Annotated in this window: 18 protein-coding genes and 1 pseudogene; 6 read left to right on the plus strand and 13 right to left on the minus strand. The window is 62.3% G+C overall.

Annotated features, from left to right (window positions below; genetic code table 11):
- From pheA to gyrA, 4 genes are all read right to left on the minus strand, one after another.
- The gene (pheA, locus tag NA29_RS17840; protein WP_039400082.1) at positions 1-1,083 is read right to left on the minus strand and encodes a prephenate dehydratase; all 1,083 of its coding nucleotides are present in this window, start codon (positions 1,081-1,083) and stop codon (positions 1-3) included.
- Positions 1,084-1,185: 102 nt separating this feature from the next.
- Positions 1,186-2,298 carry a 3-phosphoserine/phosphohydroxythreonine transaminase gene (serC, locus tag NA29_RS17845; RefSeq protein ID WP_039400085.1) on the minus strand — a complete coding sequence of 371 codons (1,113 nt, stop codon included), beginning with the start codon at positions 2,296-2,298 and terminating at the stop codon, positions 1,186-1,188.
- 291 nt (positions 2,299-2,589) lie between these two features.
- Positions 2,590-3,177 (minus strand): DUF2059 domain-containing protein, encoded by a 588-nt coding sequence (locus NA29_RS17850; RefSeq protein WP_039400087.1) that lies wholly within the window; start codon positions 3,175-3,177, stop codon positions 2,590-2,592.
- Between the two features lie 141 nt (positions 3,178-3,318).
- Complete coding sequence (gene gyrA / locus NA29_RS17855; RefSeq protein WP_039400090.1) at positions 3,319-5,940, minus strand: DNA gyrase subunit A; 2,622 nt, start codon at positions 5,938-5,940, stop codon at positions 3,319-3,321.
- 411 nt (positions 5,941-6,351) lie between these two features.
- Between gyrA and ompA the strand changes: the two genes are divergently transcribed.
- Positions 6,352-7,020, plus strand: coding sequence for an outer membrane protein OmpA (ompA, locus tag NA29_RS17860; RefSeq protein WP_039400094.1), 669 nt, complete (start codon positions 6,352-6,354; stop codon positions 7,018-7,020).
- Positions 7,021-7,133: 113 nt separating this feature from the next.
- Here the strand turns inward: ompA and NA29_RS17865 are convergent, their stop codons facing one another.
- Positions 7,134-7,922 carry a hypothetical protein gene (locus NA29_RS17865; RefSeq protein ID WP_052253033.1) on the minus strand — a complete coding sequence of 263 codons (789 nt, stop codon included), beginning with the start codon at positions 7,920-7,922 and terminating at the stop codon, positions 7,134-7,136.
- A gap of 188 nt (positions 7,923-8,110) precedes the next feature.
- Between NA29_RS17865 and NA29_RS17870 the strand changes: the two genes are divergently transcribed.
- Positions 8,111-8,581 (plus strand): EVE domain-containing protein, encoded by a 471-nt coding sequence (locus tag NA29_RS17870; RefSeq protein WP_039400097.1) that lies wholly within the window; start codon positions 8,111-8,113, stop codon positions 8,579-8,581.
- Positions 8,582-8,742: 161 nt separating this feature from the next.
- Positions 8,743-9,450 carry an SIMPL domain-containing protein gene (locus NA29_RS17875; RefSeq protein ID WP_039400099.1) on the plus strand — a complete coding sequence of 236 codons (708 nt, stop codon included), beginning with the start codon at positions 8,743-8,745 and terminating at the stop codon, positions 9,448-9,450.
- Between the two features lie 110 nt (positions 9,451-9,560).
- On the opposite strand, the gene NA29_RS17880 is transcribed toward NA29_RS17875, so the two are convergent.
- The 3 genes from NA29_RS17880 to NA29_RS17890 all read right to left on the minus strand — a co-directional run bounded on the left by NA29_RS17880 (position 9,561) and on the right by NA29_RS17890 (position 13,503).
- A complete protein-coding gene (locus NA29_RS17880) occupies positions 9,561-11,093 on the minus strand; it encodes a malonate--CoA ligase (RefSeq protein WP_039400101.1) in 1,533 nt (510 codons plus the stop codon).
- A gap of 86 nt (positions 11,094-11,179) precedes the next feature.
- Complete coding sequence (locus NA29_RS17885; protein ID WP_231965080.1) at positions 11,180-11,980, minus strand: enoyl-CoA hydratase/isomerase family protein; 801 nt, start codon at positions 11,978-11,980, stop codon at positions 11,180-11,182.
- 26 nt (positions 11,981-12,006) lie between these two features.
- A complete protein-coding gene (locus tag NA29_RS17890; protein ID WP_039400104.1) occupies positions 12,007-13,503 on the minus strand; it encodes a malonyl-CoA decarboxylase domain-containing protein in 1,497 nt (498 codons plus the stop codon).
- On the opposite strand from NA29_RS17890, the gene NA29_RS26375 reads away from it, so the two are divergent.
- Positions 13,478-13,711: a hypothetical protein gene (locus NA29_RS26375; protein WP_224786885.1), complete on the plus strand. Its 234-nt coding sequence runs from the start codon at positions 13,478-13,480 to the stop codon at positions 13,709-13,711. The two genes, NA29_RS17890 and NA29_RS26375, sit on opposite strands and share 26 nt — an antisense overlap.
- A 27-nt stretch (positions 13,712-13,738) precedes the next feature.
- Here the strand turns inward: NA29_RS26375 and NA29_RS17895 are convergent, their stop codons facing one another.
- The 3 genes and pseudogenes from NA29_RS17895 to dctP form a co-directional block, all read right to left on the minus strand.
- Positions 13,739-15,082, minus strand: a complete 1,344-nt coding sequence (locus NA29_RS17895; RefSeq protein WP_039400107.1) for a TRAP transporter large permease — start codon at positions 15,080-15,082, stop codon at positions 13,739-13,741.
- Positions 15,079-15,648: a TRAP transporter small permease gene (locus NA29_RS17900; protein WP_052253034.1), complete on the minus strand. Its 570-nt coding sequence runs from the start codon at positions 15,646-15,648 to the stop codon at positions 15,079-15,081. Before NA29_RS17900 ends, NA29_RS17895 begins: the two co-directional genes overlap by 4 nt.
- Positions 15,645-16,654 (minus strand): annotated as a pseudogene (gene dctP, locus NA29_RS17905) (TRAP transporter substrate-binding protein DctP). Before dctP ends, NA29_RS17900 begins: the two are co-directional and overlap by 4 nt.
- Before the next feature lie 386 nt (positions 16,655-17,040).
- Here dctP and NA29_RS17910 point away from each other — a divergent pair.
- The gene (locus tag NA29_RS17910) at positions 17,041-17,712 is read left to right on the plus strand and encodes a GntR family transcriptional regulator (RefSeq protein ID WP_039400112.1); all 672 of its coding nucleotides are present in this window, start codon (positions 17,041-17,043) and stop codon (positions 17,710-17,712) included.
- Between the two features lie 155 nt (positions 17,713-17,867).
- Here NA29_RS17910 and lgt read toward each other — a convergent pair whose 3' ends face one another.
- Both lgt and NA29_RS17920 read right to left on the minus strand, forming a co-directional pair.
- A complete protein-coding gene (gene lgt, locus NA29_RS17915) occupies positions 17,868-18,758 on the minus strand; it encodes a prolipoprotein diacylglyceryl transferase (protein WP_039400114.1) in 891 nt (296 codons plus the stop codon).
- Positions 18,759-19,004: 246 nt separating this feature from the next.
- Complete coding sequence (locus tag NA29_RS17920) at positions 19,005-19,985, minus strand: LysR family transcriptional regulator (protein ID WP_039400116.1); 981 nt, start codon at positions 19,983-19,985, stop codon at positions 19,005-19,007.
- Between the two features lie 113 nt (positions 19,986-20,098).
- Here NA29_RS17920 and ilvD point away from each other — a divergent pair, with 113 nt between their 5' ends.
- The gene (gene ilvD / locus NA29_RS17925) at positions 20,099-21,967 is read left to right on the plus strand and encodes a dihydroxy-acid dehydratase (RefSeq protein WP_039400118.1); all 1,869 of its coding nucleotides are present in this window, start codon (positions 20,099-20,101) and stop codon (positions 21,965-21,967) included.
- The last annotated feature ends 53 nt before the right edge of the window (positions 21,968-22,020 follow it).

Here is a 22,020-nt window from a genome sequence, read left to right on the forward strand (position 1 = left end):
TCACGCGGAACGCGGGTACGACCCGAGCACCTTGCAGTAAGCCGCATTCTGGCGAAGCGCTTCGAGCGCCTTCGCCACGTTCTCGTCGTCGCGATGCCCTTCGAAGTCGACGTAGAAGTAATACTCCCACGTACCACTTTTCGCGGGACGCGATTCGAAACGCGTCATCGACACGCCGTTGTTCGCCAGCGGTTCGAGCAACGCCACCACTGCGCCCGCACGATTTGGCACGGAGAGAATCAGCGACGTCTGATCGCGACCGCTCGGTGCGGGGTCCTGCGTACCGACGACGACGAAGCGCGTGCGATTATGCGGGTCGTCCTGCACGTGCGAGAAAGCGATTTGCAGTCCGTACTGCGTCGCCGCCGACTCGCCGGCAATCGCCGCGATAGTCGGGTCGGCTGCGGCCATGCGGGCGGCTTCGGCATTGCTCGACACGGCCTGACGCTCAAGCTGAGGAAAGTGCGCCGTGAGCCAATGCTGGCATTGCGCCAGCGACTGCGCATGCGAGCAAATACGCGTCACGCCGTCGAGCGTGCCGGTGCGCGACATCAGGTTGTGATGAATTGGCAGCGCCACTTCACCCCCGATGGTGAGGGGACTTTGCAGCAGCAGGTCCAGCGTGCGCGACACGACGCCTTCGGTCGAGTTCTCGACGGGGACGACACCGAAATCGGCACTGCCCGCCTCGACAGCACGGAACACCTCGTCGAGCGACGGGCACGGCAGGCCCTTCACGCTCTGGCCGAAATAGGACAAGGCCGCTTGCTCACTGTAGGTTCCCGCCGGGCCGAGATAGGCCACGGTCATCACCTTTTCCAGCGCACGGCTGGCCGACATGATTTCGCGCCAGATAGACGCGAGATTGTCGCCATAAAGCGGGCCGTCGTTAGCTTGTTGCAGACGCGAAATCACCTGCAGTTCGCGCTCGGGCCGAAACACCGCTGCGCCGAAACGCTTTTTGACCTCACCCACTTCCAGGGCGACGGCCGCACGTTGATTCAACAGCTTGAGCAGCTGCGCGTCGATAGCATCGATTTTCTCGCGCAAGGGGCGCAGCGATGCGTTCAGATCGTCTTCCATGGAGCGTATTGTCTTCTTGCTATGTGACATGGTCAGGCAACTCCCAGCGCGACACTCCCAATCAAGTTGAGGAACACGCGTCGCACTGGCGATGTGCCCTCGTCAGCCGTGGCTGCGCTCGAATTCGCGCAGGTAGTCGACCAGTGCCTCGACGCCGGCAAGCGGCATTGCGTTATAGATCGAGGCGCGCATGCCTCCCACGGACTTGTGGCCCTTGAGCTGCAGCAGGCCGCGCTCGCGAGCGCCGGCCAGGAAAGTTTCGTTCAGTGCGTCGTCGTTCAGGAAGAACGGCACGTTCATACGCGAGCGGCAATCCGGCGCGACCGACGTGCGATAGAAGCCGCTGCCGTCGAGATACCCATACAGCAATTCGGCTTTCGCCTTGTTCGCCGCCTCCATTGCCGCCAGACCGCCCTGACGCTTGAGCCACTGGAACACCAGACCAGCGATATAGATGGCATACGTCGGAGGCGTGTTGAACATCGAATCGTTCTCGGCCACGATCTTCCAGTCGAAAGCGCTCGGTGTGAACGGCAGCGCGCGGCCCAGCAGATCGTCACGAACGATGACGACCGTCAGCCCCGACGGGCCGATATTCTTCTGGGCACCGCCGTACATCACACCAAACTTCGACACGTCCATCGGACGCGAAAGAATGTGCGAGGAAACATCGGCAACCAGCGGCACGTCCGGCAAACCGGCAGCCGCCAGATCGGGCGTCCAGAAATACTCGACGCCGTGAATGGTCTCATTCGTACAGATGTGCACATACGTCGGATCTTTCGAAAGCTTCCACTCGTCGACTTTCGGCAAGCGAGTGAACTTCTCGGCCTCGGTACTCACGGCAATGTTGACGTCGCAATACTTGCGCGCTTCCTTCTCCGATTTGACGGACCATGAGCCGGTCACCACGTAATCGGCTGTGCGGCGCTCATTGGCACGCGCACCGCCCAGCAAATTCATCGGGACGATGGCGTTCTCGGCGAGCGCGCCACCCTGCATGAACAGAATGCGGTAATTGTCCGGGACGGCCAGCAGCTCGCGCAGATCGGCTTGCGCCTGCGCCAGAATGCTCATGAACTCACGACCGCGATGGCTCATCTCCATCACGCCCATACCGGCACCGTGCCAGTCGAGCATCTCCTCGGCCGCCTGGGTGAGGACCTCGGCCGGCAATGCAGCCGGGCCGGCGGAAAAATTGAAAGCGCGCGTCATATTGAATTTGCTGCTGTAAAAGTGAAACGCAAGCCGGCGGAATTTGACCCGTGCGGCTTGCGTTTCACGTCTTGATTCGTTTAGCGGCTGCGGCAAAGACTCACTATACCGCCAGTTAGCCATTAGGTGCGGGCACCCGCCCCAATTCAGACGCCAACCGACCGCCTTTCGGAATGATCCGATCAGACGTCTGCGTTGGCCGCGGCATTGCATCCTCCAACGCAAAATGGCCGTTTGCGATCTCTCGCAAACGGCCATTATCCGGCAATCCCCGAGGGGACTCGCCGAAATTTACTTCTTGGCCGGAGCCTTCGGTGCCGACTTGGCAGCCGCTGCGATTTCGGCGTCAGCTTGCTTGCTGGTCGCGTCGATCGATTGCGGCATGTACTTCTGCATCAGACCGCCAACGACTTCCTGGCCAACCTGATCCTGCACCTTGATGTACTTCTGGCCGACTGCGCTCTTGTAGAAAGCGGTCAGACCCTTGATTTCGTCGGTGGTGTAGAACTTGCCGTAAGCGTTGTACTGCGCTTGCACAGCGTCGTTCTTGAAGGCGTCGGTCGTGAAGACCTTACCAGCGCCGTCAACCAGCTTTTGCACCGAGTTTTGTTGCAGCGTCGGCACGATGGCCTGCTTCTGCGCGTCGCTCAACGTCTTGTTCTCGACCAGTTGGCGCTCGAGCACTTGCGGGGCCAGTTGCTTGGCTTGACCTTGTGCACCTTCGCCGATAGCGCTGACGAGCTTGTTCGAGTCGATGGCCTCAAGCAGTTCCTTGATGGCTGCCTTCTTGTCCGCGTCAAGCGGAGCGCTCTGCTGAGCCATTGCCATTGCCGGTGCTGCGAGCAGCAGCCACATCCACTTCTTGACGTTGTGTTGCATAGTAATAGTCACTCCAAAGTTCGTCCGCCTTCGCTGACGATAAATAGATGCATCCTCGCCTGGGCACTTCACTGCATCGGGCCAGATTTTACTGACTTTTCGGGGCAATGCACCCCTAAATTACATCGAGTTACGCCGGAATTACTCCGTGACATCCGCTTCGGGCGCCTCGTCGTCGCCTTGCGCGTCGCCATTTTCGGCAACTTCAGCGTCGGTCTCAACGATGCGTTGCAGACCAGAGAGCGTCGTACCTTCGTCCAGGCTGATCAGCGTCACCCCTTGCGTCGCACGACCCATTTCGCGAATCTCCGAGACGCGCGTACGGATCAGCACCCCGCCGGTCGTGATCAGCATGATCTCGTCATCCGGCTCGACCAGCGTCGCCGCAACCACACGGCCGTTTCGCTCGCTCGTCTGGATCGCAATCATACCCTTAGTGCCACGGCCATGGCGGGTATATTCCGTGATCGACGTGCGCTTGCCGTACCCGTTCACAGTAGCCGTCAGCACCGACTGCTGCTCGTTCTCGGCGACCAGCAGCGCAATGACAGTCTGACCGTCTTCGAGCTGCATCCCGCGAACGCCACGCGCCTCGCGCCCCATCGGACGCACATCGTTCTCGTCAAAGCGCACGGCCTTGCCTGCGTCGGAGAACAACATGACGTCGTGGGCGCCGTCGGTAATCGCTGCGCCGATCAGCACGTCGCCGTCGTCAAGATTCACGGCGATGATGCCCTTCTTGAGCGGACGGCTGAAGGCCGCGAGCGGCGTCTTCTTGACCGTGCCCAAGCTCGTTGCCATGAACACGAAGCGATCTTCCGTGTACTCCTTGACCGGCAGCACCACGTTGATCTTCTCGCCATCCTGCAACGGGAACATATTGACGATCGGACGGCCACGAGAGTTCCGCGAACCCTGCGGCACTTCATAAACCTTGATCCAGTAGACACGGCCACGGTTCGAGAAGCACAGGATCGTGTCGTGCGTGTTCGCAATGAACAGCGTGTCGATCCAGTCGTCGTCCTTCGTGGCTGCCGCCTGCTTGCCGCGACCACCCCGCTTCTGCGCACGATATTCGGACAGCGGCATCGACTTGATGTAACCCGAATGCGACAGTGTCACGACCATGTCCTGCGGCGTGATGAGGTCTTCGGTATCGAGTTCGGTCGCGTTGTGTTCGATGGTCGAGCGGCGTGCGTCGCCAAACTCGGCGCGCACGGCCGTCAGCTCTTCGCTGATGATGGCCGTCACACGCGGCGGGCTGGCCAGAATGTCGAGCAGGTCGGCGATCTGCGCCATCACTTCCTTGTACTCGGAAACGATCTTGTCCTGTTCCAGACCGGTCAGGCGTTGCAGACGCATCTGCAGAATTTCCTGCGCCTGCGTTTCCGACAAACGGTACAACCCGTCCGGCTGCACCCCCACGGCAACGTCGAGCCCTTCCGGACGGTAGGCCGCCAGGCCACCCTGCGTCTCGGTCTCGGCCCGCGCCAGCATCTCGCGCACGACCGACGAATCCCACGACTTCTCCATCAACGCCGCCTTCGCAATCGGCGGCGTCGGCGCTGCCTTGATGATCGCGATGAAGTCGTCGATGTTAGCGAGTGCTACCGCCAGACCTTCGAGCACGTGGCCGCGCTCGCGGGCACGACGCAGCTCATAGACAGTGCGGCGAGTAATCACTTCGCGGCGGTGCGCCAGGAAGTGCACCAGCATTTCGCGCAGATTGAGCAGCTTAGGCTGGCCGTCGACCAGCGCCACCATGTTCATGCCGAACGTGTCTTGCAGCTGCGTGTGCTTATACAGGTTGTTCAGGACAACCTCAGGCACTTCGCCGCGCTTGAGTTCGATCACGACACGCATGCCGCTCTTGTCCGACTCGTCGCGAATGTCGGAAATACCTTCCAGACGCTTTTCGTTGACGAGTTCGGCAATCCGCTCGAGCAGTGAGCGCTTGTTAACCTGGTAGGGCAGTTCGTCGACGATGATCGCTACGCGCTGGCCGCGATCGATGTCTTCGAAGTGCGTCTTCGCACGCATCACTACACGGCCACGGCCGGTGCGATAACCTTCGCGCACGCCGGAGATGCCATAGATGATGCCGGCGGTCGGGAAGTCCGGCGCAGGAATGATCTCGATCAGTTCGTCGACGGTCGCTTCCGGGTTCTTCAATACATACAGGCAACCCTCGACGACTTCGTTGAGGTTGTGCGGCGGGATATTGGTCGCCATGCCCACGGCGATGCCCGACGAACCGTTGAGCAGCAGGTTCGGGATACGCGCGGGCAGGATCAGCGGTTCCTTTTCGCTGCCGTCGTAGTTCGGTCCGAAGTCGACGGTTTCCTTGTCGATGTCGGCAAGCAGCTCGTGGCCGATCTTGGCCATGCGAACTTCGGTGTACCGCATGGCGGCGGCGTTGTCGCCGTCGACCGAACCGAAGTTGCCCTGGCCGTCGACCAGCATGTAGCGCAGCGAGAACGGCTGCGCCATGCGAACGATGGTGTCGTATACGGAGGCGTCGCCGTGCGGGTGGTACTTACCGATGACGTCACCGACGATACGCGCGGACTTCTTGTAAGCGCGGTTCCAGTCGTTGTTCAGTTCGTGCATGGCGAACAACGCGCGGCGGTGAACTGGCTTCAGGCCGTCACGCACATCCGGCAAAGCGCGGCCGACGATTACGCTCATGGCGTAATCGAGGTACGACCGCCGCATTTCTTCTTCGAGCGAAATCGGGAGAGTTTCTTTGGCGAACTGATCCATTATCCGTGTCTATCAAGCCCTAATCGCGATAGGCGGCTGCCGGCGATATGATCGTACGATTCTAACATGCCCGTCATAGGCATCCGAAACGAGCGTGATGCGATGCACAAGAGACGTCTGGCACGCCAAAACGTCAAACAAGGGAAAGAAATGAAACGGTTGGCGAGGGGCCTCAAAAGGTGTTGCGCTCAAACCACAACTGCGCCACGACGGGCGGCAAAGCTGGGGTTTTTCTCGCGAGCGTCCGAATCGCTATGGCAAAATGCCGTGGCATAAGTTAGACATTATTCGAAGTGCATGGGCCATGCTTTCGCGCATTTGCCGATGTTATACTTCGAGCGATGTAAGACTTTGGTTCCGTCGTCTAGGCTCGCAGTAAACCTGCGGTAATCTCATTTCGAGAGGAGAAATATGAATAAATTCGCTAAGCTCGCGATCGTTGCAGCTACCGCAGTGATGGCTGCTTCGGCTATGGCCCAAAACTACGTCCAGACCGCTCCGGGCCCGATCGCGGCCTCGAAGCAAGCCGTCAACGACAACTGGGTGAACGGCAGCGGCGAGTGGGTTTGGAAGAACGGCTCGGACGAACTGTGCTGGCGCGATGCGTACTGGACCCCGGCCACGGCCAACGCCAAGTGCGACGGTTCGATCATCGCTCAAGTCGCAGCTCCGGCACCGACCCCGGTCGCTCCGGTCGCTCCGGTTTCGCAAAAGGTCACGTACCAGGCTGACGCACTGTTCGACTTCGACAAGGCTGTCCTGAAGCCGGCCGGCAAGCAGAAGCTGGACGACCTGGCTGGCAAGGTTCAGGCTCTGAACCTGGAAGTCGTGGTTGCTACGGGCTACACGGACCGCATCGGTTCGGACAAGTACAACGACCGTCTGTCGCTGCGCCGTGCTCAAGCTGTGAAGGCTTACCTGGTCAGCAAGGGCGTCGAAGCCAACCGCGTGTACACGGAAGGCAAGGGCAAGCGTAACCCGGTTACGACCGATTGCAAGGGCCCGGTTAACGCCAAGCTCAAGGCTTGCCTCGCCCCGGATCGTCGCGTGGAAGTCGAAGTCGTCGGCACGAGCAAGTAATACGCTCTACCGGCAACGAAAAAACCCCGCCTCGGCGGGGTTTTTTTTCGTCCATCGACAATGATCAGGTGGCCGGATCAAACGATTCGCCGCGCGCCGGTGCGCCAACGACATCAGGCCTCGCTTCCCAACTGTGGGTATTGGCGCCTGACCATGAAAGCCATCAGCGCCTTGACCGGACGGTCGCGCCACCACGATCCGGTCTCCAGCGGCTTGAACATCATGCGCGTGGCGGCCTCCACCGGCATGTATTGCTTCATGACGTCGCCCGACATCTCCAGGAAGGCATCCCATGTCATCGTCTCGAACGGCGGCGGCGTGCGCCAGAATCGGTTGAGCGGCTCGAAGGCAAACGCGATGTCTTCGTCGCGCACCAGTTCGCTGCGCGCTACCATCGTGCGCAAACGGCTGATGACCCCGTGCTGCTCCACCGCGTTGTACCGGTCGAAGGTCTTGCGGAAATAGCGGTAATGGCCGACTTCTTCACTGCTCAGCTTATGCATCATCTGCTTGAGCTCGTCGACCGGCATATATGATTCGAGGCAGCGGTAGATCATGGCCGTCTGCGTCTCAGTGACGCACCGCGACAGCGCTTCGAGTGCCAGCGACGGACGCATGTACTGCACGTCGCAGCGTGGCTTGTAACGCGCCAGAAACGCCTCGTAAGCCTCGGACCAGTCGAATTCCGGCCACACACGGGCGATATAGTCTTTGGCGAGCCGCCCGTGCTCGACTTCCTCGGGTAGCCAGGTATCTTGCAGCCATGTGCGCATCTCGTCGTCGTCGCCATACATCTGGTTGAGCGTGGAGACAAACTCGGGGACACTGGTCTCGATGAACGACACCGTGGCAAGGGAATAGAAGATGAACGCGTTGCTACGAACAGACGGCTCTGCTGCCATGACTCACGCTCCTATCGGCATAGGCGGTTGAACATGTACATGAAACGTCACGCAAAGGTCACAAAAGCATAGTATAGGAATTGGCCCAATATCGCAGTGCGGCAAACATTCGATGACAGATGCATCGTCTTCGTGCGCGATGTCCTCACAATGCCCACCGTACCGCACCACCCCAACACCGACACCTCATGACCCAACGCTACTGGTTGATGAAGTCAGAACCCGAAGAGGCGAGCATCGACGATCTCGCCAACGCCCGGCAGCAGACCCTTCCTTGGACCGGTGTACGCAACTATCAGGCGCGCAACTTCATGCGCGACGACATGCAAGTGGGCGACGGCGTGCTCTTCTACCATTCGAGCTGCGCAGTACCTGGCATTGCCGGACTCGCCACGGTCGCCTCGAAAGCGTATCCCGATCCCACGCAATTCGACCCAAAGAGCCCCTACTTCGATCCCAAATCACAGCCCGACGCACCGCGCTGGCTACTTGTCGACGTCAAGCTCGATCGCAAGACACGGCTCGTGCCGCTGACGGAAATGCGTGAGACGCCTGAACTCGACGGCATGCTCGTGCTCGCACGCGGCAACCGTCTCTCGATCACCCCCGTGTCACCCGAGCATTGGAAATACATTAGCAAGCACTTACTTAGAGCATGATTTGGGAAAAGTATCCCAAGGGAACCAAAATTGTTGCGATAGCGTCTGTATAACGTTGCCGCCACACGCATAGTGCGTACCCACTTGCTAGCGTTGTGGCATCAACCGGTCAAACGTTCGCCGCCAAGATGCGAACTCACATTCGAAAAAGGACAACAACTATGCGCAAGTCTCTCGCTGCCGCTCTTCTGATTGCGACTGCCGCCAACGCCGCGTATGCCCAGTCGGGCGACGAATCCGCGCGTCAGGTTTCCGGCGTGCTGGGTCTGGAAGCGAACGCCACGAAGGAAGTCGAACAGGACACCGTGCACATCACCATGTCGGCGCAGGAGCAAGGTCCCGACGCGGCCACCGTCTCGCGCAACCTCACTCAGAAGGCAAACAAGGCGATGTCCGTCGCCAAGAGCCAGAGCGCTGTCGACGTGCAAACCGGCAACGTCTCGTTGTATCCGACGACCAACCGCGACGGCAAGATCACGGCCTGGCGCGGTCGCACCGAACTGCAAATGACGTCGAAGGATTTCGGCGCGGCGTCGCGTCTCGCGAGCCAGATTTCGGACCAGATGCAGATGGACGGCGTATCGTTCTCGCTCTCGCGAGAAGCGCAGGAGAAGACGCAGGCTGAGCTGACGAATCAGGCGATTCAGGCGTTCCGTAATCAGGCGCAGAACAACGTGAAGGCGTTCGGTTACAGCGGCTACACGATCCGTCAGGTGCAGGTCGGCTCGAACGCGCCGATGATGCCGCGCCCGTACGCGATGAAGGCGATGGCCGTGAGCGCCAGCGCCGACGCGGCCCCGCCGATGCAATTCGAAGGCGGTAAGACGCAAGTGACCGTCACGGTCTCGGGTACGGTGCAGATGAAGTAAGTGCGCCGTCCCGCAGACCTGCGGACAGTGCAAAAGACAATGCCGCCTCTGAAGATCAGAGGCGGCATTTTTTTCTACGAATGTGTCCGTTCACAACGTCACATCGCAACTCACTTGAAGCGCTCGCGCAGCAGATTCTTTTGCACCTTGCCCATCGTATTGCGCGGCAACTCCGCGACGACGTGCACGCGTTTGGGCACCTTGAAGTTGGCAATACGCTGCTTGAGGGCATCGATCACAGCGCGCTCATCGGGTGCCTGCGCGCCGGCGCGCGGCACGATCACCGCGACCACCGCCTCACCGAAATCCGGGTGCGGCACGCCGATCACGGCCGACTCGGCCACCCCATCCATCTCGTCGATGAAACCCTCGATTTCCTTCGGGTAGACGTTGTATCCGCCGGAGATGATGAGATCCTTCGAGCGACCGACGATGTGCACGTAGCCGTCCTCATCGAACTTACCCACATCGCCTGTCTTGAAGAAGCCGTCACCGGTGAATTCCTCGGCCGTCTTCTCCGGCATGCGCCAGTAGCCAGCGAAGACGTTCGGCCCCTTCACCTGAATATGCCCGATGTCGCCCTGCGCACTGGGCTGGCCGTCGTCGCCGACCACACGCACACTCACGTCCGGCAGCGGCACGCCGACGGTGCCTGCACGGCGCACCTTCGCAGCGTCGCCGTGATACGGATTCGAGACGAGCATTACTGTCTCCGACATGCCGTAACGCTCCAGAATCGTGTGCCCCGTGCGCTCGCTGAACGCATCGAACGTCTCACGCAGCAGCGGCGCCGAGCCCGAGACGAACAAGCGCATATGGCGACACACTTCCCGATTCAGTCCCGGCTCGGCAAGCAGACGCACGTAATACGTCGGCACGCCCATGAACACAGTGGCCCTCGGCAGTTGATGCAACACTTCGCGCGCGTCGAACTTCGACAGCCAGATCATCTTGCTGCCGGAATAGAGCGCCGCGTGACTGGCGACGAACAATCCGTGCACGTGGAAGATCGGTAACGCGTGCAACAGAACGTCTCCACCTTCGCGCTCCCCCCAACCCCAGAACGCATGCAGCACCCGCGTGTTGCTCGCGAGGTTGCCGTGCGAGAGCATCGCGCCCTTGCTGCGCCCTGTTGTCCCCGAGGTATAGAGAATGGCGGCCAGATCATCCGGTGCACGCGGCACCGTCTCGAACGTGTCGCCAAACCAGGCCGCGCGCTCAAGCAGCGAGCCGGTCCGGTCGTCACCCAGCGTGAAGACGTGTTTCGCGCCGTTCGTGAAGGCAATCTTCGAAACCCAGCCAAAGTTCGACGGACTGCACACCACCACATCCGGCTCGGCATTCTCGACGAAATAGGCGATCTCACCCTCGCGATAGGCCGTATTGAGCGGCAGATAGACGTACCCGGCACGCAGCGTGGCGAGATACAGCAACAGCGCTTCGGGAGACTTCTCGACCTGCACGGCAACGCGCGCCCCCGGCGTCAGATCCAGACTCGCGAGCAGGTTCGCGATACGTGCGCTGGCGTGCTCAAGGTCGCCCCAACTGTAGTAAAGCCCTTCGGGAGTCTCGATGGCGCACGCCGATTTGTCCGCAGGGAAGCGTTCGGCGAAGAGTCGATAGAGGTTGGCGTCTTGCGTCATAAACAGAACCGGAAATCAATCAGAACGGGAAATGCGTCGATAAACATTGCACAAAGAAGGCGAAGCGCAAACGGCACACAAGGCGCTCAACGGCCTCGGAAATCGGGCGGTCGCTTTTCGAGAAACGCGGCCACGCCTTCGCGGTGATCGTGAGAGTCCCAGTAGGAGAATGCCCGTTGCCACTCCGCTTCGGACAGCGGCGGCACGGGCGGCGCGAGCCGGGCGATCAGCCACTTATTCAACTGCGCGGCGAGGGGCGCGCCGGCCGCGATGCGCCGAGCGCAAGTGTAGCCTGCCTCCTCGAGCGCCTCGTCGTCGACTACGCGGGTCAGCAGGCCTTTCTCGCGCGCCTCACTCGCGCCGAACACCCGCCCTTCGAGCAGGATTTCGAGCGTCGCCGCACGACCGGCCAATGCCAGCACGCCGCGCAACTCGCCCGGCGCCATCGGGAACCCAAGTTTGTTGATGGGCACGCCGAATCGCGCGCCCTGCGCCGCAATGCGCAAATCGCAGTGCGTGGCGATCTCCATACCGCCGCCCACACAAACGCCCTCGATCAAAGCGACGCTCGGGTGACGGCAACGCGCCAGCGCATCGAGCGTCGGCCCGATGATCTCGCCGTGATAGCGACGCAACGTGTCATAGCTGCCGCGCTCGACCGGAAACTCCTCGATATCCGCCCCGGCGGCAAAGTTACCCTGCGCCCCGCGAACGACGATGGCACGCACGCGCGAGTCCTCGTCGAGCGCCTGCACATGCCCGCGCAGCGCGCGCCACATCGCCACCGAGATGGCGTTGAGTTTGGTGGGATTGGAGAGCGTAAGCGTCACCAATCCTTCGTCGAGCAGACTGTCGTCGCGCAGCACTTCGCCCACTACTTCGTTCACACGAGTCTCCATGAGGTTATCCGTCGTCACAGAAGACGCGACACCGCGCGCCCCAGCGCAGGCTCGCCATCGATGAGCCGTTGCAGGTTCGCGTCGAGTTCATCGGGTTCGTAAAGATAATTCACCATCATCCCGCATGACTGCTTCGCGCCTTTCTTCGAGAGATCGGCATGCCAGTTGATACGCTCCACACGCGCGCCATTCCCGAGATGGAACCGCGCGACAGGGTCTCGCGGCTGCCCGTGCACGGTCTCTCTAGCGAGATAGTGCGCCGCCAGCGCTTCGCCCAGCGCGCGCTGCAACGCCTGCCCGCTCTTGCGATCGGGAGACGCCTGCAACCACGCCATCATTTGCGTCCCCGACGCTTGCTTCGCCAGCGACGGCTCCTGCGCAAGCAACTTCACGCGCTTAGGCCCGAGGGCCTCGGCAAGCGCTTGCGCCGAGAGCTGCCGCAGCCAGTCGTTGAAGCCGGGAATCGGTGAGAGCGTTGCGAAGTTGCGCAGCTTCGGGAAGTCGACATGCAACTCGTCGATCACACGCTTGAGCAGGAAGTTGCCGAAGCTCACGCCGCGAAGGCCCGGCTGCGTGTTCGAGATCGAATAGAAGATGGCCCATCGCACGCGTCGCAGGTCTTCGAGCGGTGCTTTTTCGTCGAGCAGCGAATGGACGTCCGCCGCCATCTCCGGCACGAATGCCACTTCGACGAAGATCAACGGCTCGCGCGACATACGGGGATGGAAGAACGCGTAGCAGCGGCGGTCGGAATCGAGCCGGTTGCGCAAATCGGCCCACGACGAAATCTCGTGCACGGCCTCGTAGCGCATGAGCTTTTCGAGCAGCGACGCAGGCGAATCCCACGTGATCGGATGCAGCTCCAGCAGACCCACGTCGAACCAGGTCGAGAACAGGCTGCCCAGATCTTCTTCGAGCGCCGCCAATCCGGGCAGCGCCGCGCGATGACGCAGCATGTCGGCGCGCCAGCCGACGAGGAACGGGAGACCGTCCGGCAGCGCGTTGAAGCGCTTGAGGAACCGCACGCGCGCGCTCCCCAACGCCCCGGCAAGACCGGTCGCCGCGTTGACAGCGCGACGAGCGTCCTTCGCAGCGTCCTTCGCAGCGTCCTTAGCGGCGTCCTTAGCGGCGTCCTTGCTGCTGTCCTTGATCGCGCCCTTGCCTTCGCCCCCAACCTCGCCATCGCTCGCGCAGATGTCAGCCACAACGGTGAGCAACGCCAGTTGTTCTTCGGCGGACGCCGCGCCGTAGCGCGCCATGAACTCACGCGCAGCCTCGTTGGCGGAAGAGTCCGTCAGACGCGCCGAAAAGCACTGGGCCAACTGTCGGCGCAACGCGTTCTCCGCCCGCGCCGACAGCGGTGCGGCAACGACCTTGCCGTCGCCCTTACCGTCCCTGCCGTCCTTGCCGTCTTTCGGCGCACCGCCCTGCCCGCCCGATTTACCGCGCCCGAACCACTGCCCGAGCCGCTCCCCGAGCGTCGGCTTGGGCGACGGCACCGGTGCGCTCACTTCCGGCGCACTCTCCGACGCACCGCGACCAGGCCCGGATGACGAGGCCAGCGAAGACGAAGACGACGAAGACGATGAGGGCGATGAGGGCGATGAGGGCGATGAAGACGCCGCCGCCATCGACGGACTCAGCGCTACGGGCACAGACATTGCGGACATGATCGGCTCATCCTTCATGGTTTCCTCTCAAGGCACGGGGCTCGGTTAGGCTGCCGCCATTTCACGTGATCTCACGTCATCCCATCAGCCGGTCCGGCAGCCACAACGACAGACCGGGCATCAGACAGATGAGCACGACAGCCACCACCATCAACACGACGAAAGGCATCACACCCCAGACGATGTCGCGCAGTGCGATATCGGGCGCGGTGTTCTTGATCACAAAGATGTTGAGTCCGACCGGCGGGTGAATCAATCCCAGTTCCATGACAATTGTCATGACCACCCCGAACCACACCAGATCGAACCCGGCTGCGCGCAGCGGCGGCAAAATGATCGGCGCGGTCATGAGGATGATGCTCACCGGCGGCAGAAAAAAGCCTAGCACGACCACCATCACCAGAATGGCGGCGAGCAGTACCCAGCGCGACAGTTGCAGCCCCACGATCCATTGCGCGGCCGACTGGCTGATGTGCAGATAGCTCATGACGTACGAGTAGAGCAGCGACATGCCGATGATGAACATGAGCATGGTCGACTCGCGCAACGTCCCTGTGAGAATCGGTGCGAGCTGACGCGGCTTCCACATCCGGTAGATCACGGCGATAAGCGCGAGCGCCAGCAGCCCGCCCAGCCCAGCCGTCTCCGATGGCGTTGCGTACCCGCCGTAGAGCGCCGCCATCACACCGATGAGCAGCGTGACGAACGGCAGCACGCGCGGCAGCAGCGCCAGCTTCTCGCGCATCGTGGCGGGCGGCTCGCTCGGGAACGGCGACGGCGTGCCGTCGCGTGCGAGCGCCAACTGCGCGTTGGCGTATTCCTTTCGATAGCGCCATGCCGCGTAGCACGAGAACAGCCCCACGAGCAGCAGCGCAGGCACGATGCCCGCGAGGAACAGACGTCCGAGCGATTGCTCGGCGGCTACGGCATAGAGAATCATCGTGATCGACGGCGGCAGCAGAATCCCCAGCGTGCCGCCCGCCGCGATGATGCCCGCCGCAAACCCCGGCGAGTAACCGCGCTGACGCATCTCCGGAATCCCTGCGCTGCCGATGGCAGAACACGTCGCCGGACTCGACCCTGCCATGGCGGCAAATAACCCGCACGCAAAGACGTTAGCGATGCCGAGTCCGCCCGGAATGCGTCGCATCCATGCGTGCAGCGCAAGGTACAGATCCTGCCCCGCGCGCGACTTGCCGATGGCCGCGCCCTTGAGGATGAACAACGGAATCGACAGCAACGTGATGCTCGCCATCTCCTCGTAGACGTTCTGCGTCACCGTATCGAGCGACGACGCTGGCATGAAGCCGAACATGAACGCCACCGCGACAGCCCCCAGCGCGAACGCGATGGGCATCCCCGAAAACATGACGACGAGCGTTGTGCCGCCATAAAGCAATCCGATCGTGAGCTCGCTCATGCGTGCCCTCCCGTGCCGTGCTGCGTAGTGCCTCTCATCTCACACGCCCCGATGGCCACTTGCAACAGCAACTGAACGGTGAGCAACGTCATGCCGAACGCCATCAGGCCGTAGGGAATCGCCAGCGGGGGCCCCCATGTCGAGCTGCTGGTCTGGCCGTCGACGTAAGCCTCCCAGAAAAGCGTCCACGACTTCCACGCGAAGAAGGCGCAGAACAGGAGCGTCAGGATGTCGACGAACCAACGTCGCACGCGATTCACGCGCGGCGAGAGCAGCGTCGTGATCGCCTCGATGCCGATGTGCCCGCGCAGATGCTGGACGTGCGCGGCCGACACGAAGGTCGCGCCGACCAGCAGGAACACAGCGGCCTCGTCCTGCCAGTCGGTCGCGAGCTTGAGCACGTGCCGCGCGAACACGCTGTAGCTGAGCACCAGCGCGGCCCCCACGAGCGCGAACATGCACACGACCATGAGCAGACGGCTCACGCCCTGCAAGAGGGCGTCGAGCCGTCGCAACGCACGCGAACGGGCGACTGCCGGCTCCGCGCTCGCGACGGCCCCGCTCATGCAGGCACCTTCTCGGCCAGCGCGAGCAGCTTCGCGCACGTATCCGACTTGCTCGCGTAATCCTTCCACGCGGTGCGCCGGGCAATGTCGCGCCACTTCATCACGGTCGCCTCGTCGAGGTCATAGACCTTCGCGCCCGCCTTCGTGTAGACGCTCGCGATCTGCGCGTCGTCGGCCTTCGCCGCTTCCGTGCCGAACGCTTCAAGATCGGCCCCGACTTGCAGAATGACCTGTTGCTGATCTTTGGGCAGCTTGTCGAAGACCTGCTTCGACATGAGCAGCGGTTCCAGCATGAACCAGTACGACTTGTTGCGCCCGGTGGTCAGATGCTTCGAGACTTCTTCAAGACGGAACGACATCAGGCTGGTCGAGGACGTCATCGCGGCATCCATCGCGCCGGTCTGCATGGCCGCATACAACTCGTTCGACGGCAGCGAGATGACCGCAGCCCCCGCCTCCTTGAGCATCATGTCCATCTCGCGGCTGCCGCCGCGCATCTTCAGGCCCTTGGCATCCTCAGGCGCAACAAGCGGCTTAGACCGGCTGGCCACCCCCCGGCCTGCCAGACCCAACTCACGATCACGATGTCTTTCGCGGCGAGCACGTCGGTCAGCACCTTGCCGATCTCGCCGTTGCGCCAGGCGTTGCCCTGCGCGTACGAGGTCACGAGACCCGGCATCAACCCGATGTTCAGTTCCCGGACTTCGCCGCCCGCGTACGGCAGCGGATACAGAGAGAGGTCGAGCGCCCCGCGACGCAACGCCGAGAACTGCGCGTTAGTCTTCATGAGCGAGCTGCCCGGATAGATCTGGAACTTCAGCGCGCCGTTGGTCCGCTTTTCGACTTCCTGAGCGAACTTGCGGCACAAACGGTCGCGAAAATCGCCTTCGGTCAGCGTGCCGCCGGGGAATTGATGGGAAATCTTGAGTGGGCCGGTCTGCGCGAATGCGCCGCCCCAAGGGCTGGCCAGACCACCGGTGACCAGCGCCGATGCGGCACCGAGCATGAGTTGCCGCCGCAGCGGGGAAGGTGTTGTCTCCATGGCGTCTCCTGTCACTTTTGTCAGCGATGAACCTGCGAAGTCCGGTGCGTGACATCGCCCGAAGCCCGCTTCGCCAACCGCCGAAGACGGACGCCGGGTGCACCACCGGATCGCCGGCACTGCATGTACGGATGACTGCTTTGTTTTTGAAGTTTCGAGTGCGCGAGTTGCCGCTCTCGGAATGAAATCGTATAGTTAAACAATCACGGTGTATACAAATCGACCCATTAAAAAATACACTTTTGGCGTTTACCCCGATCTTCAATGGGGAATTCGCGCGCTACTTTGGTAACCATGAATCCCCTACGACCCCCGATCACGGGATCGAAACCCGACCGAGCGAGAGCGTCATGACCGTAAAACCGAAACGATCGGAAGCGCTGCGACAGGCCATCGAGGAAAAGATTGCTGTGGGCGAGTACCCGCCCGGCATGCGACTCGACGAGGTCGAGCTGGCCACTGCGTTCGGTGTGTCGCGCACGCCATTGCGTGAAGCGCTGATTCAGTTGGCGTCGTCAGGTGTGATCGAGATCCGGCCGCGCCGGGGCGCGGTCGTCGCGCAAATCGACCCGCAGCGGCTGTGCGAGATGTTCGAAGTGATGGCGGAGCTGGAGTCGATGTGCGGACGGCTGGCGGCGCGCCGCATTACCGAAGATGAACTGGCCGAGCTGCGGCAGACGCACGAAGCCAGCCGCGCGGCGGCCGAGGCCCGCGACATCGACACATATTACGAAGTCAACGCGCACTTCCACGCGCTCATCTATCAGGCGAGTCACAACGCCTATCTTCAGGAGACGGCGCTGCAACTACACCGGCGTTTGCGTGTGTACCGCCGTTTGCAACTGCGCGTGCGCGACCGGCCGCATCAGTCGTTCTCGGAACACGACGCCGTTTTTCGTGCGATCGAGGCAGGCGACGCGGACGCCGCGTCGGAGCATCTGCGCGGCCACGTCACGGTGCAAGGCGAGCGATTTGCAGACCTGATGGCGTCGCTGCATGCGCTGTCGCGCAAGGCAGGCTGAGTGCGGCGTACGTGGAGATTGTGGAAATCGACCGAGGCTAAGCCGGACCTTCACTGCCTCGACAGACGAAAAAACGGGCCGCCGACGCAATGTCCGGTGGCCCGTTTTGATTCGAAAAACCGATGGGCGCGAGCGCGCCGCAAGTCACTACGCGCTTACGCCGCCGACGTCACCTGCGCCCGACGATACGACCACACCAGCATGATCACGCCAGCGACGATCATCGGCAGCGACAGCCACTGCCCCATCGACAGACCGAACGACAGCAAGCCCAGGAAAGCATCCGGTTCGCGCGTGAATTCGGCGAGGAAGCGGAACAGCCCGTAGCCCACGAGGAACATACCCGACACCGCCCCTACCGGACGCGCACGCCGCGCGAAGAACCACAGCAGCAGGAACAGCGCCACGCCTTCCAGCGCAAATTCGAACAACTGCGACGGGTAACGCGGCAGGCCGTGGAACTGCGCGAACACCGTCGCCAGCGCCTGATCGGCCATCGCTTGCGGATGCGAGAGCATCCACTGCGCGTCTTCCCCGGCCGCTTGCGGGAACAGCATCGCGAAGCGCGAATCGGGCGACGTCACACGGCCCCACAACTCACCGTTGATGAAGTTGCCCAGACGCCCGGCAGCCAGCCCCAACGGGATCATCGGTGCGATGAGATCGGTGCCTTCGAGCAGCGAATGTCCGCGACGGCGCGTGAACAACCACATCGCCACCAGCACTCCGAGGAAGCCACCGTGGAACGACATACCGCCTTCCCACACCTTGAAGATGTCGAGCGGATTGGCCAGATAGAACGACAGCTTGTAGAAGATCACATAGCCCAGACGTCCGCCAAAAATCACGCCGAGCACGCCGTAAAACAGCATGTCGTCGAGATCCTGCGCCTTCCAGCCTTGCGCCGCGATGGACGGCTGGCGCACGCGCAAGCGTCCTACCAGCAGGAAGAGAATGAAGCCGACCAGATACATCAGGCCGTACCAGCGGATAGCGAGCGGGCCGAGATGAATCGCGACCGGGTCGAATTGAGGATGAATCAGCATGGATCAGAAGAATCGATTCGTGAACAAAAGTTCCGCAAGGGGGCGCGGGGACTGCCTTCGCAAAGCGGCTGCCGTCTCCTGCGTCTCCTTGTTAGCACCATGCGCTGTGCCGCTCGGTGAAACGGCCCACCGGCACGCCGCAGGATGGGCTGCACGATACCACGAGCGCACGGCTGCGCGACACGTGCGCGCGCCCGCACGTGCCACTTCCATGGTCCAGAGAACCCGAAAGACGGGAAAGACGGCTCAGGTCGAGAGCGTCGCACCCGGCGGGGTATGCGCCACGCCGCGCGCCGTCTCCAGAAACCCTTCGAGCACAGGCGTGACTTCGGCCGTGCGCCACAGCAGTCCGGTCTCGATCAGCGCACTTGTCTCGCGCAGCGCCCGGTAGGTCACGCCTGTGCGTCGCAAGTGGCACAGCGATTGCGGCACTAGCGCCACGCCCATGCCCGCCGACACCAGACTGACAATCGTCTGCATCTGAATCGCTTCCTGTCCCACGCGCGGCGTGAGGCCGAGCGCGGCGTAGCATCCCATGATGATGTCGTAGAACGCCGGGGCCACGCGGCGGGGGAAGATGACGAGCGGCTCATCGGCGAAATCCGCCAGACTCACCGGCGCGCCGGGCTGGCCGTCGTTGCGCGACGCTGGCGCATTGTCGGCATCGTCCACACCGTCCACATTGCCTGCGCCGCCGTGGCGTCCCGCAGGCAGCGCCAGCATCAGCGGCTCTCGCACGATGGGCAGATAGGACAGTTCGTTGGCATAGCGCGCAGGTACCGGCGGAATGAAGAGACCGGCGTCGATACGCCCGTCCATCAGCGCCTCGACCTGCACGTCGCTGGTCGCTTCGAGTAATTGCAGTCGCACGCGCGGATAGCGCTCGCCGAACTCGCGCAACAGCGGGGGCAGGATGCCGTAGTCCGCCGTCGACACGAAGCCCAGCGAGAGCGTGCCGACCTCGCCATGCGCCAGCCCTTGCGCGAGGGCAGGCAGCGCGTCGGCATCGGCAAGAATGCGGCGCACTTCCGGCAGCAGTTGCCGCCCCACCGCCGTCAGCTCGACGGAGCGGTTGGTGCGCACAAACAGCGGTGCGCCCAGCGACGCCTCCAGCGCCCGGATTTGCTGCGAAAGCGGTGGCTGGGTCATCGAGAGCCGCTGTGCGGCGCGGCCGAAATGCCGTTCTTCGGCTACGGCGACGAAGTATCGAAACTGACGCAGATCCATGATATGTTTTTCGACTCAATCCGAGTCAAATAATATATTTGACAAGCATCCAAGGAAAGACGAATCTTGACGTCCTCCCCATAAGACAAGCTGTAGTTTCACGGAAGACGACCATGCCTCATTACCGTTCCCGCACCTCCACGCACGGCCGCAACATGGCCGGCGCCCGCGCCCTGTGGCGCGCCACAGGCATGACCGACAACGACTTCGGCAAGCCGATCATCGCCGTGGTGAACTCCTTCACGCAGTTCGTGCCGGGTCACGTGCACCTGCGCGATCTGGGCGCCATCGTCGCCAAGGAAATCGAGGCGGCGGGCGGTGTGGCCAAGGAATTCAACACCATCGCCGTGGACGACGGCATCGCCATGGGTCACGGCGGCATGCTGTACTCGTTGCCGTCGCGCGAACTGATCGCCGACTCCGTGGAATACATGGTCAACGCGCACTGCGCCGACGCCATGGTCTGCATCTCCAACTGCGACAAGATCACCCCGGGCATGCTCATGGCCGCTATGCGCCTGAACATTCCGGTCGTGTTCGTCTCGGGTGGCCCGATGGAAGCGGGCAAGGTCAAGTCGGGCGACGGCCAGGTCATCGCCAAGATCGACCTGATCGACGCCATGATCAAGGCAGCCGACCCGAAGATCAGCGACGCCGAAGTCGCCGAAGTCGAGCGCAGCGCCTGCCCGACGTGCGGTTCGTGCTCGGGCATGTTCACCGCGAATTCGATGAACTGTCTGACGGAAGCCATCGGCCTTGCCCTGCCGGGTAACGGCACCATCGTGGCCACGCACGCCTGGCGTCGCGGGCTGTTCGAGCAGGCCGGCCGTCTCGTGGTCGATCTGTGCCGCCGCTACTATCAGGAAGAGGACGCCTCGGTCCTGCCGCGCAACATCGCCACCAAGGCCGCGTTCGAAAACGCCATGACGCTCGACGTCGCCATGGGCGGCTCGACCAACACCGTGCTGCACTTGCTCGCCGCAGCACAAGAAGCGGGCGTCGACTTCAAGATGGCCGACATCGACCGCATTTCGCGCAACGTGCCGTGCCTGTGCAAGGCCGCCCCGGCGACTGACAAGTACCACATCGAAGACGTGCACCGTGCTGGCGGCATTATCGGCATTCTGGGCGAACTCGCCCGTGGCGGCCTGCTCGACACGTCGTGCGGCAATGTCCACAGCGGCACGCTTGGCAACGCAATTGCACAGTGGGACGTGACGAACAGCGCCAACGACAAGGCGCAAACGTTCTACAGCGCCGCCCCGGGTGGCGTGCCCACGACCATCGCCTTCAGCCAGTCGTCGACGTATCCGTCGCTCGACCTGAACCGCGAAGTGGGCTGCATCCGCGACAAGGAACACGCTTACACGAAGGATGGCGGTCTGGCTGTGCTGTACGGCAACCTCGCCGACAAGGGCTGCATCGTGAAGACGGCTGGCGTCGACGAATCGCAATGGGTCTTCACCGGCCGCGCACGCGTGTTCGAAAGCCAGGACGACGCCGTGGATGCGATTCTCGGCGACAAGGTGCAGGCGGGCGACGTGGTCGTGATTCGCTACGAAGGTCCGAAGGGCGGCCCGGGCATGCAGGAAATGCTGTACCCGACGTCGTACCTGAAGTCCAAGGGTCTGGGCAAGACTTGCGCCCTGTTCACGGACGGTCGTTTCTCGGGCGGCTCGTCGGGTCTCGTGATCGGCCACGCCTCGCCGGAAGCGGCCGAAGGCGGCACCATCGGTCTGGTGGAAGACGGTGACGTGATCGAGATCGACATCACCCAGCGCAAGATGCATCTGGCCGTGTCGGACGAAGAACTCGCCCGCCGTCGCGCCGCGATGGAAGCGCGTGGCGACGACGCATGGCAACCGGTCGGCCGTGAGCGTGTCGTCTCGCAAGCCCTGCAAGCCTATGCAGCACTCGCCACCTCCGCCGACCGTGGCGCAGTGCGCGATCTGTCGCAATTGAAGCTGGCAAAGCGCGGCTAATCGCGTGAACGGTTGAAACGTGAGCGGCGGCGGCCTCGGTGGACAAAGGCGCC

This window comes from Pandoraea sputorum, assembly GCF_000814845.2.
Taxonomy (GTDB): domain Bacteria; phylum Pseudomonadota; class Gammaproteobacteria; order Burkholderiales; family Burkholderiaceae; genus Pandoraea; species Pandoraea sputorum.

Bases quoted from the DNA above. Each gene is read 5' to 3' on its own strand.
- NA29_RS17865 (WP_052253033.1), bottom strand. From the start codon at position 7,922: ATGGCAGCAGAGCCGTCTGTTCGTAGCAACGCGTTCATCTTCTATTCC.
- ompA (WP_039400094.1), top strand. From the start codon at position 6,352: ATGAATAAATTCGCTAAGCTCGCGATCGTTGCAGCTACCGCAGTGATG.
- NA29_RS17880 (WP_039400101.1), bottom strand. From the start codon at position 11,093: ATGACGCAAGACGCCAACCTCTATCGACTCTTCGCCGAACGCTTCCCT.
- NA29_RS17850 (WP_039400087.1), bottom strand. From the start codon at position 3,177: ATGCAACACAACGTCAAGAAGTGGATGTGGCTGCTGCTCGCAGCACCG.
- NA29_RS17910 (WP_039400112.1), top strand. From the start codon at position 17,041: ATGACCGTAAAACCGAAACGATCGGAAGCGCTGCGACAGGCCATCGAG.
- NA29_RS17900 (WP_052253034.1), bottom strand. From the start codon at position 15,648: ATGAGCGGGGCCGTCGCGAGCGCGGAGCCGGCAGTCGCCCGTTCGCGT.
- pheA (WP_039400082.1), bottom strand. From the start codon at position 1,083: ATGGAAGACGATCTGAACGCATCGCTGCGCCCCTTGCGCGAGAAAATC.
- NA29_RS17920 (WP_039400116.1), bottom strand. From the start codon at position 19,985: ATGGATCTGCGTCAGTTTCGATACTTCGTCGCCGTAGCCGAAGAACGG.
- serC (WP_039400085.1), bottom strand. From the start codon at position 2,298: ATGACGCGCGCTTTCAATTTTTCCGCCGGCCCGGCTGCATTGCCGGCC.
- ilvD (WP_039400118.1), top strand. From the start codon at position 20,099: ATGCCTCATTACCGTTCCCGCACCTCCACGCACGGCCGCAACATGGCC.
- lgt (WP_039400114.1), bottom strand. From the start codon at position 18,758: ATGCTGATTCATCCTCAATTCGACCCGGTCGCGATTCATCTCGGCCCG.
- NA29_RS17870 (WP_039400097.1), top strand. From the start codon at position 8,111: ATGACCCAACGCTACTGGTTGATGAAGTCAGAACCCGAAGAGGCGAGC.
- NA29_RS17875 (WP_039400099.1), top strand. From the start codon at position 8,743: ATGCGCAAGTCTCTCGCTGCCGCTCTTCTGATTGCGACTGCCGCCAAC.
- NA29_RS17895 (WP_039400107.1), bottom strand. From the start codon at position 15,082: ATGAGCGAGCTCACGATCGGATTGCTTTATGGCGGCACAACGCTCGTC.
- gyrA (WP_039400090.1), bottom strand. From the start codon at position 5,940: ATGGATCAGTTCGCCAAAGAAACTCTCCCGATTTCGCTCGAAGAAGAA.